This is a genomic window from Bifidobacterium mellis, from assembly GCF_000967265.1.
Taxonomy (GTDB): domain Bacteria; phylum Actinomycetota; class Actinomycetes; order Actinomycetales; family Bifidobacteriaceae; genus Bombiscardovia; species Bombiscardovia mellis.
On record NZ_KQ033885.1, the window covers coordinates 32,207 to 54,985 of the forward strand.

Genomic DNA, 22,779 nt, shown 5'->3' on the forward strand with positions numbered 1-22,779 from the left:
CGCCCCTGACGGATGAAAGGTCGTCACGTGCGATATTTTTTCGGGAAAATTGGTCTATTCTTCGTTACCCTCTGGGCGGCCATAACCGTCAACTTCATACTGCCCAGGATGATGCCAGGCTCACCCGCCGACGCAGCCATAGCCAAGTTGTCCCAGAACGGGCCGGTCACCCCTGAGGTCAGGGCTTCCATAGAAGCCCAGCTGGGCATGCCCAAGGGCAACCTGCTCAGCCAGTACTGGCAGTATCTGGGGGATGTGGTCCACCTGAACTTTGGCGTCTCGTACAGCAACTTCCCGCAGAACGTATCGGATCTGGTGGGGGCAGCCCTTCCCTGGACCCTGACACTGGTGGGGCTGGTGACGATCATCTCCTTCATCATCGGGACCGCACTCGGGGCTCTCATGGCCTGGAAGCGGGGGACCGCCGTGGACGTGACCGGTACGATCTCCAGCTCCTTCCTTTCGGCCTTCCCCTCTTTCTGGCTGGCCCTTATGCTCCTCTTCTTCCTCGGTTACAAGGCCGGCCTTTTCCCGACCTCCGGCGCTTACTCGTCCACCGCAATACCCAACTTCTCGATGGACTTCATATCCGATGCCGTGGAGCACTCCATACTGCCGGCCCTGACCATCCTGCTGACCTCCCTGGGCAGCTATGTGATGGGCATGCGCAACACCATGATCAACACATTGGGTGATGACTACGTCACCTTCGCCGAGGCCAACGGCCTGCGCCAACGGACGGTCATGCTCAAGTACGCGGCCAGGAATGCCCTCCTTCCCAACCTGACCTCCTTCGGCCTGGTACTGGGCGGCGTGGTCGGCGGTTCCCTCCTGGTCGAGCAGGTCTTCAATTACCCGGGGGTCGGCCTCCTCCTCTACCAGGCCGTGACCAACCAGGACTACCCCCTGATGCAGGCCATCTTCCTGATGATCACCATCAGCGTGTTGGTGGCCAACTTCATCGTGGACATTCTTTACGGGGTCCTTGACCCGAGGACGAGGAGGTGAGGGCGATGACGAACAGCATCGTCAGCACAGGGATGCAGACTTCCGCACACGGGAATGGGAATGACCCCCAAGGGCCGCAGGCCCCTACCGCCAGGGGCCAGAATCCTGTCCTCCGGGCCCTGGAGGTGATAGGCAAGGGGTTCAAGACGGTCTGGGAGGTGCCCAAGGCCAGGTTCGGCCTGGTCCTGTTGGCTCTGATCGTCCTTTCGGCCCTGTTTGCCCCTTGGCTCAGCCCCTATGATCCAAAGGCCGGCGATTTCGAGGCCAGCATCGGACCCAGCGCCCAGCACTGGCTGGGTACCACCAGCAACGGGCAGGACGTCCTCTCCCAGCTCCTGTGGGGCGGGAGGGTCTCCGTCATGGTGGCCATGGTCTCCGGCCTCCTATCCACCTGCATAGCCGTGTTGGTGGGCCTGAGCTGGGGCTACATCCGCTCATTCGCCGGGGAGTTCGTCGGTTTCATCGTCAACCTCTTCCTGGTCATCCCCTCCCTCCCCCTGATGATCATCATCGCAGCCTACCTCCAGAACGGAGGCATGGGCGTAATCATACTGGTCATCGTCCTGACCGGGTGGGCCTGGGGGTCCCGGGTCCTGCGCTCGCAGACCCAGTCCCTGCGTTCCAGGGACTTCGTCACTGCAGCGGCCTTCAGCGGGGACAGCTCTTGGCGGATCATCTTCCATGAAATCTTCCCCAACATGCTCTCCCTGATCATCAACAACTTCTTCGGTGCGGCCACCTCCGGCGCCCTGTCGGAAGCAGGCCTGGAATTCCTGGGCCTGGGCGACTCGACCACGGTCAGCTGGGGCACCATGCTCTACTGGGCCCAGAACAACAATGTGATCCTGACCGGTCAGTGGGCACTCCTGCTGGCGCCCGGTCTCATGGTCGCCCTCCTGGCGGTCTCCATGACCTTCATCAATTTCGGTGTGGACCGCCTGAGCAACCCCCGTCTGCGTGAAGGGAAGGCATGATGGAACTGCTACGTGTCGAGAACCTGTCCGTCGAATATGACAGCCCCGACCAGGAACCGGTCAAGGCAGTCGAGGACGTGAGTTTTTCGCTGGACCAGGGTGAATTCGTGGGCCTGGTCGGTGAGTCGGGGTCGGGCAAGTCCACCCTGGGCTTCGCCGTCACACGACTCTCCAAGCCGCCGGCCCGGATCAGCAAGGGGCGCGTGCTCTTCGGGGGCAAGGACATCACCACTCTCAGCCAGGAGGAGCTCCGCAGACAGCGGTGCGGCGGATTCGCCATGGTCCTCCAGTCGGGCATGAACGCCTTGAACCCGGTGCGGACCGTCCGCAAGCACTTCGTGGACATATACAAGGCGCACGGGAACGTGGAGAAGAAGGACTATGAGGCCCATTCCAGGCAGCTTGTAGAGAAGGTTGGTCTGCAGGACTCCGTGCTTGACGCCTACCCGGGCGAACTGTCGGGCGGCATGAGGCAGAGGGTCTCCATATCCCTGGCCCTGGCCTTGGAGCCCAAGCTCATGGTCTTCGACGAGCCGACCACCGCACTGGACGTCCTGGTCCAGCACGAGGTGATGGGGACCATCCGAGAGCTGCAGAAACAGGAGGGCTTCACCGCCATCCTGATCAGCCACGACCTAGGTGTGGTCCTTGAGTCCACCCAGAGGGTCCTGGTCATGCACAACGGACGGATCGTAGAGGATGCCCCCAGCGGGCGGATCCTGACCGATCCCCAGGACGACTACACCAAGATGCTCCTCAGCCATTATGGTGATCCCAGAGCCGAACACGTTTCAGTGCCCGGCTTGAAGCCTCGCGATGAGGCCGAGGCCTCAGGCTCGGTTGGTGGAACCACTTCGCAGACCGACGATGAGGAAGATATGACGGTCACGGTGACCGGCGTCTCCAAAATCTACCCCTCCCGCAAGCGGGGTGAGGATTCGGTGACCGCCGTCGACAATGTCTCCTTCACCCTCTCCCCGGGCCAGTCCTTGGCCCTGGTGGGGGCATCCGGATCCGGCAAGTCCACCATAGCCAAAATGCTCACCGGGGTGGAAAGGCCGACCTCAGGCAACATCACCCTGGGCGGCAGGCGGGTTGATCAGATGAAGCGGCGCAAGGATCTGAGGTCCCTGCGTTCCGACATTCAGATGATCTTCCAGGATCCCTATTCGGCCCTCAACCCCCTCCACACGGTGGAGTACACGCTGACCAGGCCCATCCTCAATTACACGGACCTGAGGGGGGACGATGCGCGCAGGCGGATGTTGGAACTGCTGGACACGGTGGGCTTGACCCCTGTGGAACAGTATGCCGCCAAACTCCCCCACCAGCTGTCGGGAGGGCAACGCCAAAGGGTGGTCATAGCCCGGGCGCTGGCCAGCAACCCCCACGTCCTGGTGGCCGATGAACCGGTCTCCATGCTGGACATGACCCTGAGGGCCGGAATCCTGGCCCTCCTAGACGACCTGAGGGTCCGGTTGAACGTGAGCATGCTCTACATCACCCACGACCTCCTGTCGGCCCGACTGATCACCGATTCGATCATGGTCCTCAACAAGGGCACGGTGGTGGAGCGGGGACGGACGGCCCAGGTTCTTCAGCACCCTGAAAACGACTACACGATCAAGCTGCTCGACGCCATCCCCAGCCTGCGCACGCAGGCCTGAGGGCAGAAAGCCACAGGAGAAACAATGATATCCCACCATGTCGTGGACAGGGGTGTGCCCTTTGGGGACCTACCCCTGCCGGAGAACATCGAGGCGATGGTCATACATGCCCCCGTGGGCGACCTGACCGCCCTCCATGCCCCCAAGGGGGTAAGGGGGGTGCGGGGAGTGGCCATGATGATTCCCGGCTTCACCGGTTCCAAGGAGGACTTCTACCAGATCAGTTCCATCCTGGGAGAGGATGGTTGGGATGTCTGGTCCTACTCGCAGAGGGGGCAGGCAGACTCGGTGGCCCCTGAAGGGAGGAAGGCCTATGACAGGGGGGCCACGGCCGGTGATGCCTTGGATGTAGCCCGTATCCTGATTGAGCACACCGGGGCCAAACGGGTCCACCTCCTGGGACACAGCTTCGGCGGGGTGGTGGCCCAGGCGGCCCTCCTGGCCGACCCTGACCTCTTTGCCAGCCTTACCCTCATGTCGTCCGGCCCCCATGGTTGGCCGGGCCGGAAGGCGGACCTGCGTCAGCGGCTCCTGGACCACCCTGGTGGGGATCTGTGGAGGCTGGATAACCCGGACAGGGCCAGCCTGCCGGACGAGGAACTGAACCCGCAGGACAGATTCCAGCGTCTTCGGGCAGAGCGGACCAGCCAGGACCAGCTCATCGGGACCATAGACCAGCTGGCCGACCTGCATGACAGGACCGAACAGCTGGCTGCCACCGGCCTGCCCATGATGGTTTTCCATGGCGAGCACGACGACTTTTCCTGGCCTCAGGACTGGCAGGCCAGAATGGCCCGCATGCTGGGCGCACGCTACGAGGTGATTGCGGGTGCCGGCCACTGTCCCAACATCGACAGGCCTGAAGAGACGGCGGCTCTACTGGACGACTTCTGGGATTCTGCGCAGGACAAACGATGAACTTCAGCAGGAACAAGCCTATTAGCAACGAAAGCGGAGAAGATGAACACAGAGACTCCACGCAGCAAGTCTCCCGATCGGGGCGCAGGTGACGGCGAGGGAGACGGGGACCGGATGCGGCGGCCCCAAGGCATGACCGTCGAGAGGGGGGACTTCTCGGCTTCGTTCAACTTCAACGGGGACCTGACATTGATCGATGCAGGAGGCATCCAGGTCACCCAGTTCAGGCCAGGCATCCATGACCGTCCCCTGGCTGGTCTCTGGCTCCGCCGCCATCGGGAGGGGCGGATAGATTCCATCCAACTGACCGGATCAGGTTCCCGGGCCTCTTTCGATCCGGCAGTCGGCAGCCCAGTCTGGGAGGGGAGGGACATGGGCGTCCGTTGGTGGGTTCGACTTGTTCCAAGCGCCATATCGCCTGCGCTTTCCCTGGCTCTTCCATCAGGTGGCGAAGGCGGCGGGACTGGCAGGGGGGCGTCATGGACCTGGGAGGTGTCGGTCACGATCGACCAGGGCGGCTTGACTTCTGGTATTGAGAGGCAGGAATGTGATGACGCCGTCTTGCCTGACGATCTGTGGGACCTGGTTTCCGCCCAGGATCTGGCCCTGGTGGAGCCGTCCACGGCTGCCGGCGCCGAGTCCTACATCTCCCAGTACATCGCCTACCATGTGCAGGGCGTCCCCAATTTTGGCAACGTCCTGTCAGCCCGACAGACAATGGGTTGCGCTCCTCGGCTTCCCCTGTACGTTACGGGAATCATACAGGGATGCAGGGCATTCATGACCGACGGTTACGACTTTTACGGACTTGGTGCCCGTCTGGGCGGTCAGCCCGAGGCTCTCGGCGATGCCGACTGGGACCGGGGGGGCATAGACCAGTATGAGTTCGCCATGGCCTGCCTCCTCTCTCCCAAGGCGCCGTTGACCCAGGGAGGCCTCACCTGGCAGGTGTGGAACACGGCCATGTCCGATTACAGGGGTGACCTGGGCAAGGCCTGCACCGCCTGCGCAGGGGCCTCTGAGGAAAGTCTGAGTGGGGCGGACTGGACCGAGGCCGATGACGGTCCGTCCATCGGCCCCCATGACACCTCGCCTGTCTCTCCTGCTGCCTCACAGGTTGAGTCAGCAACATCACTCCTGATCTCTTCCGCACTGCTGAATGGCGACCCCCTGCCTGAGGGCGAGTTCAGCCGACTGGGCGGAGGGTCCGTCCGCCAGCCGGAGGCGGACCAGACAGGCCATCTGCTCTCTTACTTCGGAGATGATGCCTGCCATGTGGTAAGCAGGCGCAAGGAACTGGAGGTGGCTCGCTCCCACGGGCAGATTCTCCTGTCCGGCAATCCGGATACCGACCCGTCACGGCCCACCATGGCCGCCACCACCTACGCAGGGGGTGTCTTCGCTTCCCAGGTGGTCCTGGGCAACACCAACATGAACCAGCTGGTTTCAGTCCAGAAGACCGGTCTGGGCCTCCTGCGCTCGCGGGGGGTACGCATCCTGGTCCAGGTGGACGGGACCTGGCGCCTCCTGGGTGTTCCTTCGGCCTACATCATGGATCTGGGCGGATCCCGCTGGGTCTACCGTTTGGGTGATCGGAGCCTGACGGTGTCCACCATCGCCCATCTGGACGGGGCCGCCATCGACATCCATTTGGAGGCCGACGGTCCGATCCGGGCTCTGTTGACCGTCAGCCTGGAAGATCCATCTATCTGGCTTCGGAAGTTCGCTCCTGCCGATGTCGCCCGGGGGATGGGGGGGTCCATTTCCTTTACCCCTGCACCGGGCAGTCCTGCGGCTGAGCGTTGCCCAGGACTGAGCTATGTCATCTCATCGCCCGATGCAAGGGCCGGGGATGACGGCCCCCTCTTCGATCCGGGTGAGGGGGTCCGCACCACCGATCCGGCCATGGTCACCTTCCTGTCGGACGGGGGCCGGGCCCTGTCCGTCACCATCGCCGGATTCATGGATGGCGCAAGCGAGGAGAGCAAACCTGATGCGGTCCCCGCCACATCCGAACGGAAGCTTCTCCATGCCCATTACCTGGCCATGGCCTCCTTCATGCAGGGGCTGCATGTGGCGGGGGAGGGAAGATTCGCCGAATTCAACGACCTTATGCCCTGGCTGGTGCAGAACGCCCTGGTTCATTTTCTGTCACCCCACGGGCTGGAACAGTATGGGGGCGCCGCCTGGGGTACACGGGACGTCTGCCAGGGGCCTCTGGAACTTGCCCTGACCTTCGGTCATACCGACCTGGCCCGGACCATCCTCCTCAAGGTCTTCACCCACCAGAACCCCGACGGTTCTCTGCCACAGTGGTTCATGTTCGACCAGTATGCGGACCTCTATCAGCACGATTCCCATGGGGACATCCCCGTCTGGCCCCTACTGGCGCTGGCTGAGTACTTCGAAGCGGGCGGCAGGTTGGACCTCCTGGATGAGCCCGTGGCTTTCTGGCGGGATGATGCCACTCGCCCCTCTTCCGGCCCGCTCACGGTGGCCGACCATCTTGCCCGGACGCTGGACTATATCCAGTCGCATAGAGTCCCGGATACCGACCTCTTCTGTTATGGCGAGGGGGACTGGGACGACACCCTTCAGCCGGCCCAGGAGTCCATGAAGAGACAGATGGCCTCCACATGGACCATCGCCCTCCTCTACCAGGCCTGCTGCGGACTGCAACCGCTCCTGGAGGCCGCCGGCCGGACCGACCTGGCCTCCCGCTTTGCCGGGGAAGCCGGCAGAATCAAGGCCGACTTCGCCGATAACTTTATCTTCCAAGGGGTCTTGGCCGGATACGTCAACTTCGTAGATGGGCAACCCCGCCCGGTCATACACCCCTCGGATACCAGGACCGGGATACGGTACAGGTTGATTCCCATGACTCGCTCCATCATCGCCGGCCTGCTCACACCTGATCAGGAGGCGGACCATGAAAGGATCATCGAAGGCAATCTTCACTATCCGGACGGTGTGAGGCTCATGGACCGCCCGGCCTCCTTCCATGATGGAGTGACAAGGGTTTTCAAGAGGGCTGAACAGGCCGCCAACGTGGGCCGGGAGATTGGCCTGATGTATACGCACGCCCATGTGCGTTACACGGAGGCCCTGGGCCTGCTGGGCAGGACCCGCCTGGGTCAGGAGCTCCTAAGAATCAGCCCGGTGGGCCAATTCCGCCGCCTGCCTACCAGCGAGCCCAGGCAACGCAATTGCTACTTCGCTTCGTCGGACGCCGACTTCCCCGACAGGTACACGGCCGCCTCCCAATGGTCGAGGCTCAAGGAGGGGGCCAAGGATCCCGTAGGCGTGAGGGGAGGATGGAGGATTTATTCCTCCGGCCCCGGCATCTACTGCCGACAGGTGGTCCAGCACCTCTTCGGCCTCCAGTTGCGCGATGGGCGGGTTGTCTTCGATCCGGTCCTGTCCCAGGAAGATGACGGAATGGAGGTGACCATGACCCTGTTCGGCCAGCCGCGTACCATCCGCTACCATGTGGCTGGTGGGCCGGTCGCTGGACCAGGAGACACCGGCTCAGAGGGTACAGGTTCGGACCGCTTGAGGGTTGAGGCTGATGGACGCAGGCTTGAGGGCCGGATTCTGGATCTGCCTTACCGCAAGGGTGGATTGGAAGTGACGCAGGGCCAGTTGGCCGATGCCGCCCATATCGACATCTTCCTCGCAGTCGACGGACAGACTGTAAAGTAAGTACCGGCGCCCATGCCTGTAACTGTCCGCCGGCCCAAGCCGACAGGGAGGTAGCAGGGCGACCAGCTGTTCGGCAGCAGCTCATCCGGCTGCCTTTCTCGGCGAAGTAGGCGGGGTGTGTGTATGCGCAGAGCGGCAATCTACGGACTGGCGGTGAAAGCCGGTGCCTCTATCTCCGCAGTGTCGTGCACCTACTGGCAACCGAATCGCGTAAGGGAATCCACCCTTCTGAAAGTGCTGGAAATTTCCAAGCGGTTGTATTGCATTCCGACTGCAAGTGCGCGCAATCCGGCCAAGGGACGACCGGCACTCTCGTCTGGAAGATACAAACAGGCGGGTTCAAAGGGTGGCCCCGGCAGGGGCCGACCACCAAATCCAGCAAGGAAGGTACATTCACATGCCAACGCCCACATACACCTTTCCACAGGACTTCCTCTGGGGGGCGGCCACGGCTGCCCACCAGATAGAGGGCAACAATGTCAACGCGGACTGGTGGGAGCGTGAGCACCGGCCGGACAGCGACCTCAGCGAGCCTTCGGGGGACGCTGACGACAGCTACAACCGTTACGCGGAAGACATATCCCTCCTGGCCGGCAGCGGGTTGAACACATACCGCTTTTCAGTGGAGTGGGCCAGGGTGGAGCCTGAGGAGGGATTCTTCTCCCGGGCCCAGCTCCTTCACTACCGGGCCATGATCGAAACCTGCCTCCAGTCCGGGGTGACCCCCATGGTCACCCTGAACCACATGACCCTGCCCCGCTGGCTGGCCAGGCGAGGGGGCTGGCGCGATCCTGCCTCGGCAGACCTCTTTGGCCGGTACGTGGAGCACCTCATCCCCATTCTGGAAGGCGTCACCTGGGTCTGCACGATTAACGAGCCCAATATGGTGGCTCTGACCCAAGGGGGGCAGGAGGGCAGCGATATGGCTGCCGCCTCCTTGCCCACCCCCGACCCGGTCATCTCCGAATCCCTGGTCATGGCCCACAGGAAGGCTCGGGCAGCCCTCTCCCGTCGACCGGGAATCAAGTCCGGTTGGACCATTGCCTGTCAGGATTTCCAGGCCTTGCCGGGCTGTGAACAGGACATGGAGGAGTATCGCTACCCCCGTGAGGACTTTTTCACCCAGGCTGCACGAGGCGACGACTTCATAGGGGTGCAGGCCTACCTGCGCACCTTCATCGGCCACGACGGCCCCCTACCGGTCCCGGAGGATGCGGAGAAGACCCTGACAGGCTGGGAGTATTACCCTGCCGCCCTGGGGGAGGCTGTGCTCCACACTTGGCAGACCGCCGAGCACACCCCCATCGTGGTCACCGAGAATGGAATCGCCACAGCCGATGACAGTCGGAGGATCGACTATACCTTCGACGCCCTGGCCGGCCTTCATCAGGTCATGGATGAGGGCGTGCGCGTGGAGGGTTACCTACACTGGTCACTCCTGGACAATTACGAGTGGGGGTCCTACAAACCCACCTTCGGCCTGGTCTCCGTGGACCACGCGACTTTCGAGCGTCACCCCAAACCCTCCTTGGCCTGGCTGGGTCAGGTGGCCCGTTCCGGTCTCCTTGCCCATCCCCGAGGCTAATACAGGCACGAACACGAACGTCCGGCCCCGAACCGACTTCGTATCGGTCCGGGGCCGGACGCTACCACATACCGCTCTTGCGCTTACTGGTCTGCCGGGCGCGATGCCCCTGCCTGTACGGAGCCAGATGAAATGGTCATCGGGACGATGATCGAGGAGCCGTTGAAGAACTCGATGGTCACTTCTACGGTTCCATCAGTCACGCTTGGGTCGGAGAAGAAGTTCCCATTCAGGGTGAAGGTGCCGGCCCTCCTGTCACTGGAGAAGGCGGAACCGGCCTGGAGATAGGACCACCAGGAAGAGTTGGGGCCGACGGCCCGCCCGTATTCCTTGGCGGAGACCCTGCGGACGGCGTTCCCCGCATAGTCCATGGGGAGTGTGATACCGCTGCGCTGGCCGACGGCGGGCGAGGAGGTGGCCTGCCCGGCACGAACCAGATACTCATGCCAGTCGGCGCCGGCGGTGAACGTGAGGGTCAGATCGGCCAGCCGACCGTAGGCCGGTGCCTTAGGGGCGGACAGGATCCGGTTCAGGTAGGAGGCGGTCAGGGTCACCGTCTGGGAGGAAGCGTCGTAGGTGTAGTCGGAACCGGCCTTGAGGCCCTTGATCGAGTTGAAGGAGTTTCCGTTCAGGGTCAGGGGAATGGCCAGTCCCGATTGAGCCTTGGAGGCAAGATAAACAGTGTCGGAGCCCGTGGCATAGGAGGAGACGGCGTCCATGGCTGCCTGGAGTTCGGAGCCGATTCGGGCGCTCTTCCATCCATATGGGGCCTGACGTGAAATCATGGAGCCGTTGTCCCAGAGCATGAGCCCAATTCCGTCCTGGCGGGCCATCTGGTTCATGTAGTCGTAGTTCTTGAGTTCCTCCCCTTCCTGGAGCACGTCGCTGCCTGTGTCATAGCCCAGGAGGCCGTACTCGCCAATCACGGTGCCGATGCCTTGGCTGGTCAGGTTGTCCTGGATGGTCTTGAAGGTGGCGGCGGCCGAGGTCCTGGCCGTGGTCGGGCGGCCCTGGTTGTCGGTGCCAATCCTCTCGTCGAAGCCGGTGATCCCCAGGTTGGCGCTGTAGAGCCACTCACTGTAGTAGTGGACCGTGGCCGCGAGGTATGGATCGTTGAAGCCCCTGATCAGGGAGGCCAGATGCCTGGTGTACTCGTCGGAAGGGGTGGTAGAGGGGGTGGGCATGACGATCATGCGGTGCTCGTTGCCGGGCACGGAGCGGATGATGGAGCGCGCCTCCGTGTTCAGTCTGTCCAATTTCTCCTGGGCGGACGGGTAGTCCCAGGTGTTGAACTGGGGCTCGTTGATGGTCTCGAAGGCCACCTTGTCCGGCTCATCGGCGAAGGTTCTGGCCAGCTGTTTCCAGAAATCCGAGAACATGACCTCCTCCTTGGCCCCTACCTGCCCATTCCACTGCTTCAGCCAGATCCAGGAGTCATGGTGAATGTTGACCAGGACGTGCATTCCCAGTCCGGTCGCCTGGTCGACCACCTGGCGATACCGATTGAGCCAATCCCGATTGATCAGGTAACGGTAGCCGTCCTTGTTGGCCGAGCCCAGGTCCTGGTATCGCCGGTAGACGGTCATTGGAATCCGGATGCTGGTGTAGCCCTTGTCCTTGACGGCCTTGAGCAGGTCGGGGGTCACCTTGGGATTCCCCCAGGCCTGTTCGCCCTGATCGGGGGAGGACCAGTTGGTGTCCACCGCATCGAAGGAATTGCCCAGGTTCCATCCCCTGCCCATCTCCTTGGCGAACCGGAGAGAGGGCGTCTGCCCGGTCTTCGGCAGGATGGTAGTCGAGGCAGCGGCAGTCTCTGGGGCGGCTCCAGATCGGGTTTGGGTGTCTGCGCTCGCCGCAGGTGCCAGGACCAGCCCCATGGCCGTCAGGGCCGTCGTGGCAGCTGTCAGGACCGGACCCCAACCGTTCGTTCTCGTCTTGCCTGTCTTCGTGATAAATAATCTGAATCGCTTCATTGTCAATTCAATCCCCCGTTCCGTAACTGGGCAGGCTCTGCCTGCAGGGCAGGGCCTGCCAGATGTTTCCTGTGTGCTGCGCTGAGTATGCAGCTGCACGGCACAACCGTACTGTGCCGCCTTAGTGAGCCCGCCAGCTTCGGCAGAATCGCATACAGATATTATAGTTCAATCATTAGAATAAATAGCGGAGGCTGAGCCAACTGACGGACCAGGCATGCATGCCCGTAATCACCGCTGAAAAGTGGAGCTGAGGGTAGTCGAAACCCCGACCTCTTCGATGCGAACGAAGCGCTCTACCAACTGAGCTACAGCCCCATTCGTTGCCCGACCGTAGCCGAACAACAGACTGTACTGTATCGCAGGGTGGGCACAAACGCAATTTGGACGGTCTGTGCCAGACCCCGTGTTACAAACCCATGGCGCGGTTTTCGCGGCTGCCGGACGGGTTGTCATATTCAGTCACTGAGGTTCCCGTCCTGCTTGAATTCCCCGAGATCATCCCGGTCAGCGGCAGCCTGCGCGGATTCGGCCCTTTTGCCCTTGCCTGCTCTGGCCTTGATCAGTCCGATGATGGTCGGCATGACGGATATGAGCAGAATAAGGATAATGACGAGTTCGAAATGCTCCTGGACGGCCGGAATGCCTCCGAAGAAGTATCCCAGGAGGGTGAAGAGGGTGGACCAGACCAGGCCCCCCAGAACACTGAAGGGGGTGAACCGGCTCCACTTCATCCCCGAGATTCCCGAGATGAAGGGCATGAAGGTCCTGATGAAGGGGAAGAAGCGGCCCAGGAATACCGCCAAGGGTCCCCACTTGTCTATCATTCCCTCTGTTTTGGCCAGCCGCTCCGGGGTCAAGGCCTTCACCCTGCCTGACCTGATGATGGCCCGTCCGAAAAAGTGCCCTATGAAGTAGTTGCTCTGGTCGCCAAGGATCGGAGCCAGGCAGACGACCGGCAGGAGGATGTCCAATGCCATCCCGCTGGTGGGGTCGTGTGCGAAGACGCCGGCCGCGAACAGGAGGGAGTCACCAGGCAGAAAGGGCATGAAGACCACGCCTGTCTCGATGAAGATGATCAGGAAGATGAATGCATATGTGGGCACCAGTCCCATGGCAATCCACCCCGCGATGGCACTGCGTGGATCCTTGAGTAGGTTGATGAGCCAGTGTATGAATCCCATTTGCCTAAGACCGTCCTGTTATGTTGAAGCACGAACCGTTCCAAACTGTAGCAAGCCTGGACCACAGCAGGCTGGTCTTCCCCAGACCCTTGCGAGGAAGACACAACCGTTGTCCATTTCGACCTATGCACAGACAATCGATATGAAGTGTGCCCCGCCATTTGGAGGGCTGGGTGGCAGTGCGACGGCACCGTCCCGGACGTGCTCTGTGGGTATTCCGTGTCGAAGGGGGTGCCAGCCGGAAGCCTGCTTCCTCACGGCCTCACAATGAACCGTTCTTGTAGGTAGTCTTGGTGTCGCCCTTGGTTCCGCGTTCGAAACGGTCGAAGGCTCGTAGGTAGATCAGTGACTTGGCATATGCCAGCCAGGAAAAGCCGAAGATTATGGCCAGGACCCGCAGGAAGGGCACATAGTAGATGAGGAAGGCGAAGGCCACGTCGATGGCCAGGAGGCAGATGGCGTAGAGGGGGATTCCCATGGGAACACCGACGGAAAGTTTGAAGAAACCCCAGACCGTATTGGTGTAGCGGGATTGCAGGGGGTAGAAGAACTCATATGAGAGGACAAGCAGGACAGCTCCGATGATCAGGACAATGAGGGCGAGGTAGGTCATCGCCCCTGTCATGCTGAGCCAGAAGGCCAGTGAGTAAATGACGATGGCAGCCAGCACCGCGTGGATGATGAAGGCGATGATGGACTGCTTGAACTCCCGGATGAAGCGTTGCAGGTACTGTCGGCAAAGGGGGATGTCATCGTGGTCGTCATAGGCGAAGACCGTGCCGTACAGGGCGCTGCGGGCGGGACCTATTGTAACCAGGGGTATGCAGGTGACGACGAAGAGCAGGTTCAGCGCCGTGAATCTGAGCAAGGTGTTCACAAACCGCCAGAAGGGGCTTTCGAGGTTGAAGTGCATGATTCGCCTTTCCTCTTCGACTCTACCCGCCGGTCCTCCCGGCAGGGGCGGTGGCACGCGGACATGGGAGTGGGACCGGCATCCCGTGTCGTTCCGTCTCATGCACCGTCGGCCGTGGGATCATTTGCCGGAAGGGCCTGTCAGGGGGGTGCCCGGACCTGCCCAACCTGGACGGTCTGTTGGATTGACGGGCTGACGGTCCGATCCTGCCTCACGTGGTGACATGCCTGGCGGAGGACCTTGGCTTGACAGCTTAGTAAAATCGGTGTACTAATCTATTTACAAACATATAAATAAGCCGACTACGATCTACGCGGCGCCGAGAAGTAGCGGATACATACGGCGCATGGCTGGCAACGCAAGGGAGCGGGCTTATGGGAAAAGACAGGAGGGCAGGATGTCAAGTGGTGACATTCCGTTGAAAGCCACCCGGCGGGGTAAGACCAAACGCCAAGAGGGCATAAGCGGCAGGAAGAAACACAGCATCAACCTCTTCCTCTTGACCGTCCCCTTTCTGATACTGGTCATCCTTTTCAGTTACTATCCCCTGCTCGGCTGGGTATATGCCTTCTATGACTACCAGCCCCCCATTCCCCTGTCGGAGAGCGAGTTCGTCGGCTTCCAGTGGTTCAAGATGATTGTCCAGAACCCGGCCCAGCTGCACACGGTCGGCCAGGTTCTGATCAACACCTTCGTTATGAGCGGCCTGGGCATTCTGACCTCGTTCTTCCCGCTGTTCTTCGCCATCGGCCTCAATGAGATTCGCAACAAACACTTCAAGAACGTCATCCAGACACTGACCACCCTACCCAACTTCATCAGCTGGGTCCTGGTCTACGCCGTGGCATTTGCCATGTTCTCCTCCACCGGCATGATCAACCAGCTCCTGCAGAACATCCACCTGATCTCACAGCCCATCCACTTCCTGGATTCCGACAGCGGGACCTACTTCAAGATGCTCCTGTGGAGCCTGTGGAAGGGTCTGGGCTGGGGGTCCATCCTCTACCTGGCCGGCATATCCGGCATTGATCCGGAGCTTTACGAGGCAGCCCAGGTGGATGGGGCCAACCGCTTCCAGCAGATCATCCATGTCACGGTCCCGCAGCTCATGCCCACCTACCTGGTCATGCTGATGCTGAGCGTCTCCAACTTCCTGAACAACGGGATGGACCAGTACTTCGTCTTCCAGAACGCTTTCAACCTCAAGCACATCCAGGTGCTTGACCTCTACGTCTACAACGTGGGCATGGGTCAGAACAGCCTCTCTCTGGCTACGGCCATATCCATGTTGAAATCCCTGGTCAGTGTGGTCCTCCTGTTCCTGGTCAATTGGGCCTCGAAGCGGACCCGTGGCGAGTCAATCATCTGAGCGTGAGGGGAAACAATCATGAGTGACAGCATGGCAATCGAATCGAAGGGCGTCTCTCCCCTCCTGCAGCGGACCAAGGGCGAGAAGGTGTTCAATGTCTTCAACATCGCCTTCTTCATCCTCTTCGCCTTCATCTGCGTCTACCCGTTCTACTACCTGATCATCAACAGCATCTCCGACAACACCCTGAGTGCCGCCGGCAAGATCACCGTCCTGCCCAAGGGGATCCACTGGAGCAACTATGTGGAGGTCTTCAAGCTGGAGGGTCTGGGTACGGCTGCCATGGTCTCCCTGGGACGTACCGTGATCGGTGCGACCCTGACCGTACTGGCCAGTGCCTTCCTGGGCTTCCTCTTCACCCAGCAGGGCATGTGGCACCGCAAGTTCTGGTACCGCTTCATCATCGTGACCATGTACTTCAATGCCGGCTTGATTCCCATGTTCATCACGATGAAGAACCTGGGTCTGACCAACAACTTCTGGGTATACATCCTGCCGGCCATCGTGCAGCCTTTCAACATCATCCTGGTGAAGACCTACATCGAGTCCATTCCCCAGTCCCTCCAGGAGGCGGCCGAGGTGGACGGCGCCGGCACACTGACGGTCTTCTTCAAGATCGTCCTGCCCATGTGCACGCCGATTCTGGCCACGGTGGCCATCTTCTCGGCCGTGGGGCAGTGGAACTCCTTCCAGGACACCTTGATCTACATGACTGATTCCAAGCTTTACTCCCTGCAGTACCTGCTCTATCAGTACATCAACCAGGCAAGCTCCCTGGCCAGTGCGGTCAAGGCCAGCGCTGGCGGGGCTCTGAACATGGCGGCCCTGGCCACCCAACAGACCCCGTCGTCGATCAGGATGACCGTCTCGGTCATCGTGGTCCTGCCCATCCTCTTCATCTACCCGCTCTTCCAGCGTTACTTCGTCAAGGGCATGATGCTCGGCGCCGTCAAGGGCTGATCGAGAGGAGGTGCCACCTTGCCGCCGTGTGGGTCTGATTCCACGCGGCGGCCAGGAAGCGTTCATGTCGATTCATCAAGGAGGACAAATCGATGAGAAATGCAAGGCCGGCAGTGGCCCCGCCGGTCCGAAGGGGATCAACCATTGGATTGACCATCACCGCTCACGCAGTCGTCGGCGGTGGGCAGGGGTCTGAAGGCCGGGCGCATCGACCGAGGAGGATCCCGCAGGCCGTTGAGACAGTCGTACGAGCCACAAGTATGTAAGCGGAAGTCAGAACCCTACCGATGACCTGCGGTCCGTCGACCTGCCGAAGGTGACAGGACGGGCCCGGGAGCCGGACGGTGTCTGGAAAGGGGAAATATGCAAGCCAGGAAGCTGACGGCGGTGGCTGCCGCTGTCATAACCGTGTCCATGGCCTTGGCGGGCTGTGGCGGCGGCAGCAACTCCGCCAACGAGAAGGACGACGGGTCGCTCATGCAGGTGGACGTCTTCGATGGCCTGGCCAACTACCAGGGCATTCAGAAGGGCTGGTTCGCCAAGATGGTCAAGGATAAGTTCAACCTCAAGTTGAACATCGTGGCCCCCAATGTGGCGGGCGGGGGCAACACCCTCTTCGATACCCGTTCGGCAGCCGGGAACCTGGGCGACATCATCATCACCGGTTCAGGCTCAGGCCAGGCGGCCAAGTTGGTCAAGGCCCATCTGATTGACGACATGACGCCGTATCTGAAAAATGCCAAGAACATCAAGAAGTACAAGTCCGCCACCGACGCCTTCAACAAGGTGGCTGGACAGACAAGCGGGGTCTGGGGAGTGCCCGGGTCGGTCACTTCCCTGCCGCCCACGGACCCTTCCGAGGGGCTGGAGCCCACCTTCGGCCCCTACGTGCGGTGGGACATCTACAAGGAGGTCGGATATCCCAGGATCGCCAACCTGGATGACCTGGTCACGGTGCTCAAGCAGATGCAGGACAAGGCCCGGGCCGAGACCGGCGACAAGAACATATATGCCATGTCCCTCTTCAAGGACTGGGACGGCAACATGATGAACAACGCCAAGCAGCCTACCTGCTACTACGGTTATGACGAGATGGGCTTCGTCCTGGCCAAGGCCGACGGTTCCGACTACCAGTCGGTCACCCAGAAGGGCGGGATGTACGAGAAGGCCCTCCAGTTCTTCAACAAGGCATCACAGGCCGGCCTGGTCGACCCCGAGTCGACCACCCAGAACTACGACACCATGTATGCCAAGTACCAGCAGGGCAAGATTCTCTTTTCCTTCTGGCCCTGGCTGGGGCAGGCAGCATACAACACCACGGACAACAAGGCCAAGGGCAAGGGCTTCATGATCGCCCCCCTGGAGGATATGAGGATCTTCTCCTACGGTGCCACGCCTGACGGGGGGAGCACTTTCATCGCCCTGGGTTCCAAGGCCAAGAACAAGCAGCGCCTGGTCAACTTCATCGACTGGCTCTACTCGCCTGAGGGGGTCTACGCCTCCGGTGCCCAGACCGGCGGATCCGCTGGTCCCAAGAACCTGAACTGGACGGTCAAGGATGGCAAGCCCGAGCTGACCGATTTCGGCGAGAAGGTCCTCTTCGGCAACGGTGCCAACGTACCGGCCGATTGGGGCGGCGGCACCTACAAGGACGGGGTCTCGGCCTTGAACTACCCGACTGTGATCGTCCAGGACAAGGATCCCTCCACGGGCTATCCCTACAACGCCAGCATGTGGCCCTCGCAGCTGGCCAAGAACACGGACCCGCTGAGCACCGATTGGTCCGCCCACATGGGCGGGGCCAAGACCACCATGGAATATCTGAGGAAGAACGACAAGATCATGGTGGCCCCCGGTTCCAGCTACGTGACCCCGGACGAGTCCTCCCAGATCAAGACCCTCCGCGGCCAGGTGAAGACCGAGATCGTCAACGCCTCCTGGAAGGCCTCCTTCGCCAAGGATGACAACGAGTTCAATGCCCTCCTCGATGAGATGCGCTCCAAGGTTGATGGGATGGGCTACAAGCAGGTTCTCGATGTGGACATGAAGGATGCCAAGGACCAGAACACGGCCCGGGTGGACATCAAGAAGCAGTTTGAAGACAAGAAGTGAACAGGAAGATGAGCGTCCGGCCCCCGTCGGGATTCCCGGGCAAGGGGATCCGGACCTCATATGAAGACTTGACAACTCCGGTCGGCCCATGTCGGGCGACCGCATGGGCCGACCGGGGAGTCTGAAAACCAGACTATTGCAGAGAAAGGTAACAAGGAAACCATGAAGAATAGCAAACTCGCAGTGGTGACTGCAGCGGTGCTGTCAGCCTCGCTGGCCCTGGCCGGCTGTGGCGGCGGCGGAGGCAACTCCGCCAATGAGAAGGACGACGGCTCCCTGATGAAGGTGGACGTCTACGACGACCTGGCCAACTACCAGGGCGTTCAAAAGGGCTGGTTCGCCAAGATGGTCAAGGACAAGTTCAACATTAAATTGAACATGATCTCGCCCAATGTGGCCGGTGGTGGCAGCACCCTCTTCGATACCCGTTCAGCAGCCGGGAACCTGGGCGATCTGGTCATCACCGGAGCCGGCAATGGCAGACTGACCAAGTTGATCAAGGCCCACCTGATCGAGGACATGACGCCGTACCTAAAGAATGCCAAGAACATCAAGAAGTACAAGACCGCCACTGACTCCCTCAACAAACTGTCGGGTCAGAGCAGCGGGGTCTGGGGGGTGCCGCAGAGCGTCTCCACCAAGAGCCCGACCGACCCCTCCGAGGGTAACGAGCCCGTTTTCGGCCCCTACATCCGCTGGGACTACTACCGTGAGCTCGGCTACCCCAAGTTCAACAACCTGGATGACTTCCTGCAGGTGCTCAAGCAGATGCAGGACAAGGCCCGGGCCGAGACCGGTGACAAGAACGTCTACGCCTTCTCCCTCTTCAAGGATTGGGACGGCAACATGATGAACAACGCCAAGCAGCCTACGACCTACTTCGGTTATGACGAGATGGGCTTTGTCCTGGCCAAGGCCGACGGCTCCGACTACCAGTCGGTCACCCAGAAGGGCGGGATGTACGAGAAAGCCCTCCAGTTCTTCAACAAGGCCAACCAGATGGGCCTGGTCGACCCCGAGTCCTCCACCCAGAACTACGACACCATGTCGGCCAAGTACCAGCAGGGCAAGATTCTCTTCTCCTTCTGGAGCTATCTGGGGCCCGCTGCTTACAACACCACGGAAAACAAGGCCCAGGGCAAGGGCTACATGCTGGCCCCCATGGGTGACATGAAGATCTTCTCCTACGGAGCCACCCCCAATGGCGGGGCAGCCATCATCGCCGTCGGATCCAAGGCCAAGAACAAGCAACGCCTGGTCAACTTCATCGACTGGCTCTACTCCAAGGAAGGAGTCTATGCCATGGCCGGCAGCGTCAAGGGCATGAACTTCGACATCAAGGACGGCAAGCCCGAGCTGACCGACTTCGGCAAGAAGCTCCAGAGCAACAAGTCCTCCAAGGTCCCCGCCCAGTTCGGTGGTGGCTCTTACTCCGACGGCGTATCGGCCCTGAACTTCACCACCGAGCTGGCCACTGACATTGATCCCGACACCAAGGAGCCCTATGACTCCAGCATGTGGCAGTCCACCATCGACCAGTTCAGCAACTCCGCCCTGGACAAGGATTGGTCCGAGCACATGGACGGGGCCAAGACCTCCATGCAGTACCTGGAGAAGGCGGACAAGCTCATGATCGCCCCTGGCTCCAGCTTCATCCAGCCCGATGAGTCCTCCCAGATCTCCACCCTTCGTGGTCAGGTGAAGACCGAAATCGTCAACACCTCCTGGAAGGCAGTCTTTGCCAAGGATGACAACGAGTTCAACAGCCTGATGGACGAAATGCGTTCCAAGGTCGACGGACTGGGCTTCAAGCAGGTCCTGGATGTGGACATGAAGAACGCCAAGGATCAGAACACGGCCCGTGTCAACATCAAGAAGCAGTTCGCCAACCGCGAGAAGGCGGAAGGCAACTGATTCCGCACCGGACGGTAAGGCGGGGGAGCTCTGGTGACCCTGCCCATCGTCAGGCATGTACCGGTGGGGGAGCGTTAGCCGGGCGGGTGGTTAACCACCCCCCGTTGCGCTCCCCTTGCCATGCCGGTGACACGGTGGATGTTTTCCGGTTATCGGTTATGAATGTGGCCTTGGTTCCAATCAGGGGCCGTGCCGCGAATGATGGAAAACAGAGAAGGAAAACGAGGTGCGAGAGCTGCATGCTCCCATTTGAAAAGAATTCAAGAATTGTCTTCTGCGGAGACTCGGTCACTGACGTCAACCGTGATTACAAGGCTATTCCCGCCGGCTGGGGCTCCTTCGGCGATGGCTATGTCAATCTGGTCCACGCCCTTCTTACCGCCGTCTACCCCGACCGGGAGCTCATGATCATGAACGAGGGAGTCAGCGGGGACGACATCAAGTTGATGGCAGCCCGGTGGGACAGGGATGTGCTCGACATGAAGCCCGACTACGTCTCGGTCATGATAGGAATCAACGACGTCTGGCGTCACTTCGACGGTCCCTTCCGCCAGGCGGACCTGGTCTCCCTGGATGAATTCGAACACACGTACGAAGATCTGTTGGGCAGGACCGAGCCCCGGGTCAGGGGCCTGATTGTCATGAGCCCCTTCATGATGGAGCCGAACAAGGATGATCCGATGAGGGCCATGGTCGACCGTTATGCCGAAGTGGCCAGGCAGGTGGCGGACCGACATAAGGCCATCTACGTGGACGTCCAGGCTGCCATGGACCACTTCCTCGAGAAACAGAGTAGCTACATACTCAGCATGGACCGTTGCCACCCCGGGATCGAGGGGCATATGCTGGTGGCCAGGACCTGGCTCCAAGCCGTCGACTTCGACTGGGAAAGGACCACATTCGATGACGAAAAGTGAACAGGAGCCCCGTCCCCTGCGTGAAGACGTGGTCGGTGCCGACGACCTTTCGCGGGTGGATGCCGAGATCAGCCGGGGTGCCTTCAAGGCCGATTGGGCCTCCCTGTGCGCCATGGAGCTCCCCACCTGGTTCGCCGATGCCAAGTTCGGCATCTTCACTCACTGGGGCCTGTACAGCGTGCCCGCTTACCGTAACGAGTGGTACTCGCGCAACATGTACATCAAGGGGTACCCGGAGTTCGACCACCACGTGAAGACCTACGGACCCCAGAAGGAGTTCGGCTACAAGGACTTCATCCCCATGCTCAAGGCGGAGCGTTTCGACCCCGACCAGTGGCTGGACCTCTTCCGTCGGGCCGGCGCCCGCTACTACATGCCCGTGGCCGAGCACCATGACGGATTCCAGATGTACCGCAGCGACCTGTCGGAATGGAACGCCTTCGATAAGGGGCCACACCGCGACCTGATCGGTGAGCTGCGGCGGGCCACTCTGGACCAGGGCCTTCACTTCGCCCTGTCCGACCACCGGGCTGAGCACTGGTGGTTCATGGGTCACGGGCAGGAGTTCGACAGCGATGTGCATCAGCCCATGAAGAGGGGCGACTTCTACTGGCCTGCCATGCCCGAGCCTGACAACCAGGACCTCTTCAGCAAGCCCTATCCAACCAAGGAGTACCTGGATGACTGGCTCCTGCGGGTTTGTGAGGTGATTGACGCCTATCGGCCCGAACTCCTCTACTTCGACTGGTGGGTTCAGCACGAGGCCTTCAAGCCCTATTTGCAGCGCCTGGCTGCTTACTATTACGACCGGTCTGTCGAGTGGGGGATCCCGACCGCCATCTGTTACAAGATGGATGGCATGGCCTGGGGTTCGGGCATCGTGGACGTGGAGCGCGGCGGCTTCGCCAACCCCACTCCCTTCGTCTGGCAGACGGACACTGCCATTGCCCGCAACTCCTGGTGCCACACAACCACCCTGGATCACAAGTCGGTGGCTGAAATCCTGGCTGCCCTCCTCGACGCAGTCAGCAAGAACGGCAATCTCATGCTCAACGTGGGTCCTTGCGCCGACGGGTCCATTGACCCCGAGGAGGAGGAGATGTTGGAGTCCATCGGCCGTTGGATGGATGTGAACGGGGAGGGGATTTACGGGTCCCGCCCCTGGTGGGCCGCTCAGGAGGGGCCTACCCATCCGGCAGCGGGGTCCTTCGCGGACCAGACCGAGGCCGTCTTCACCCCCGAGGATTTTCGGTTCACCTCGGCATTAGGCGCTATCTACGCCTACCAGCTCAAGCCGTCCACAGACGGACGGGCCCTGATCAAGGCCTTTGCTCCACGAGGCAAGGAGGGGTCGGTCTTTCAGGGGATCGTCCGCCAGGTCAGTCAGTTGGGTGCAGGACCGGTCAGCTACGAGCTGACGGACCAGGGACTGGCGGTTCAGGGCCTCAAGGACCCCGTTGGGACCACGGCCACCGGCCTGCCTCTGGGCATCCGGATCGACGTGGAGTGAGATTCAGCCCCTGCGGGATTTTTGTCACCGGCCCGAGGACATAGTGACCGACAAACAACAAGGAAAGATAGGA

15 protein-coding genes and 1 tRNA gene are annotated in these 22,779 nt (G+C 61.0%); 12 read left to right on the forward strand and 4 right to left on the reverse strand.

Annotation, left to right across the window (positions count from 1 at the left end; translation table 11 throughout):
• Window positions 1–108: 108 nt before the first annotated feature.
• From JF70_RS00665 to JF70_RS00690, 6 genes are all read left to right on the forward strand, one after another.
• Entirely contained in the window at window positions 109–1,008 is a 900-nt protein-coding gene (locus tag JF70_RS00665; protein ID WP_231578767.1) for an ABC transporter permease, read from the forward strand.
• A gap of 5 nt (window positions 1,009–1,013) precedes the next feature.
• Entirely contained in the window at window positions 1,014–1,982 is a 969-nt protein-coding gene (locus JF70_RS00670) for an ABC transporter permease (RefSeq protein ID WP_197069070.1), read from the forward strand.
• Complete coding sequence (locus JF70_RS00675) at window positions 1,982–3,649, forward strand: ABC transporter ATP-binding protein (protein WP_045935965.1); 1,668 nt, start codon at window positions 1,982–1,984, stop codon at window positions 3,647–3,649. The genes JF70_RS00670 and JF70_RS00675 overlap by 1 nt, the downstream gene beginning before the upstream one ends.
• A 24-nt stretch (window positions 3,650–3,673) precedes the next feature.
• Window positions 3,674–4,567 carry an alpha/beta fold hydrolase gene (locus JF70_RS00680; protein ID WP_052690646.1) on the forward strand — a complete coding sequence of 298 codons (894 nt, stop codon included), beginning with the start codon at window positions 3,674–3,676 and terminating at the stop codon, window positions 4,565–4,567.
• Window positions 4,568–4,609: 42 nt separating this feature from the next.
• Window positions 4,610–8,269: a glucosidase family protein gene (locus JF70_RS00685; RefSeq protein WP_045934919.1), complete on the forward strand. Its 3,660-nt coding sequence runs from the start codon at window positions 4,610–4,612 to the stop codon at window positions 8,267–8,269.
• Between the two features lie 397 nt (window positions 8,270–8,666).
• Entirely contained in the window at window positions 8,667–9,854 is a 1,188-nt protein-coding gene (locus tag JF70_RS00690) for a glycoside hydrolase family 1 protein (RefSeq protein WP_045934920.1), read from the forward strand.
• Window positions 9,855–9,937: 83 nt separating this feature from the next.
• Here the strand turns inward: JF70_RS00690 and JF70_RS00695 are convergent, their stop codons facing one another.
• From JF70_RS00695 to JF70_RS00710, 4 genes are all read right to left on the reverse strand, one after another.
• Window positions 9,938–11,827 carry a cellulase family glycosylhydrolase gene (locus tag JF70_RS00695; protein ID WP_052690647.1) on the reverse strand — a complete coding sequence of 630 codons (1,890 nt, stop codon included), beginning with the start codon at window positions 11,825–11,827 and terminating at the stop codon, window positions 9,938–9,940.
• A 245-nt stretch (window positions 11,828–12,072) separates the two neighbouring features.
• Window positions 12,073–12,145: transfer RNA gene (locus tag JF70_RS00700), tRNA-Ala, on the reverse strand.
• Window positions 12,146–12,285: 140 nt separating this feature from the next.
• A complete protein-coding gene (locus JF70_RS00705; RefSeq protein WP_045934921.1) occupies window positions 12,286–13,011 on the reverse strand; it encodes a DedA family protein in 726 nt (241 codons plus the stop codon).
• A gap of 262 nt (window positions 13,012–13,273) precedes the next feature.
• Entirely contained in the window at window positions 13,274–13,924 is a 651-nt protein-coding gene (locus JF70_RS00710; protein ID WP_045934922.1) for a YesL family protein, read from the reverse strand.
• A gap of 397 nt (window positions 13,925–14,321) precedes the next feature.
• Here JF70_RS00710 and JF70_RS00715 point away from each other — a divergent pair, with 397 nt between their 5' ends.
• The 6 genes from JF70_RS00715 to JF70_RS00740 all read left to right on the forward strand — a co-directional run bounded on the left by JF70_RS00715 (window position 14,322) and on the right by JF70_RS00740 (window position 22,706).
• Complete coding sequence (locus tag JF70_RS00715; protein WP_231578768.1) at window positions 14,322–15,293, forward strand: ABC transporter permease; 972 nt, start codon at window positions 14,322–14,324, stop codon at window positions 15,291–15,293.
• A gap of 30 nt (window positions 15,294–15,323) precedes the next feature.
• On the forward strand, window positions 15,324–16,253 hold the full coding sequence (locus tag JF70_RS00720) for a carbohydrate ABC transporter permease (RefSeq protein ID WP_045934924.1): 930 nt from the start codon (window positions 15,324–15,326) through the stop codon (window positions 16,251–16,253).
• A 363-nt stretch (window positions 16,254–16,616) separates the two neighbouring features.
• Entirely contained in the window at window positions 16,617–18,365 is a 1,749-nt protein-coding gene (locus JF70_RS00725; protein ID WP_045934925.1) for a type 2 periplasmic-binding domain-containing protein, read from the forward strand.
• A 162-nt stretch (window positions 18,366–18,527) separates the two neighbouring features.
• Window positions 18,528–20,279, forward strand: coding sequence for a type 2 periplasmic-binding domain-containing protein (locus JF70_RS00730; RefSeq protein WP_045934926.1), 1,752 nt, complete (start codon window positions 18,528–18,530; stop codon window positions 20,277–20,279).
• Window positions 20,280–20,518: 239 nt separating this feature from the next.
• On the forward strand, window positions 20,519–21,196 hold the full coding sequence (locus JF70_RS00735; protein WP_045934927.1) for an SGNH/GDSL hydrolase family protein: 678 nt from the start codon (window positions 20,519–20,521) through the stop codon (window positions 21,194–21,196).
• On the forward strand, window positions 21,183–22,706 hold the full coding sequence (locus JF70_RS00740; protein WP_082069305.1) for an alpha-L-fucosidase: 1,524 nt from the start codon (window positions 21,183–21,185) through the stop codon (window positions 22,704–22,706). The genes JF70_RS00735 and JF70_RS00740 overlap by 14 nt, the downstream gene beginning before the upstream one ends.
• Window positions 22,707–22,779 lie beyond the last annotated feature (73 nt).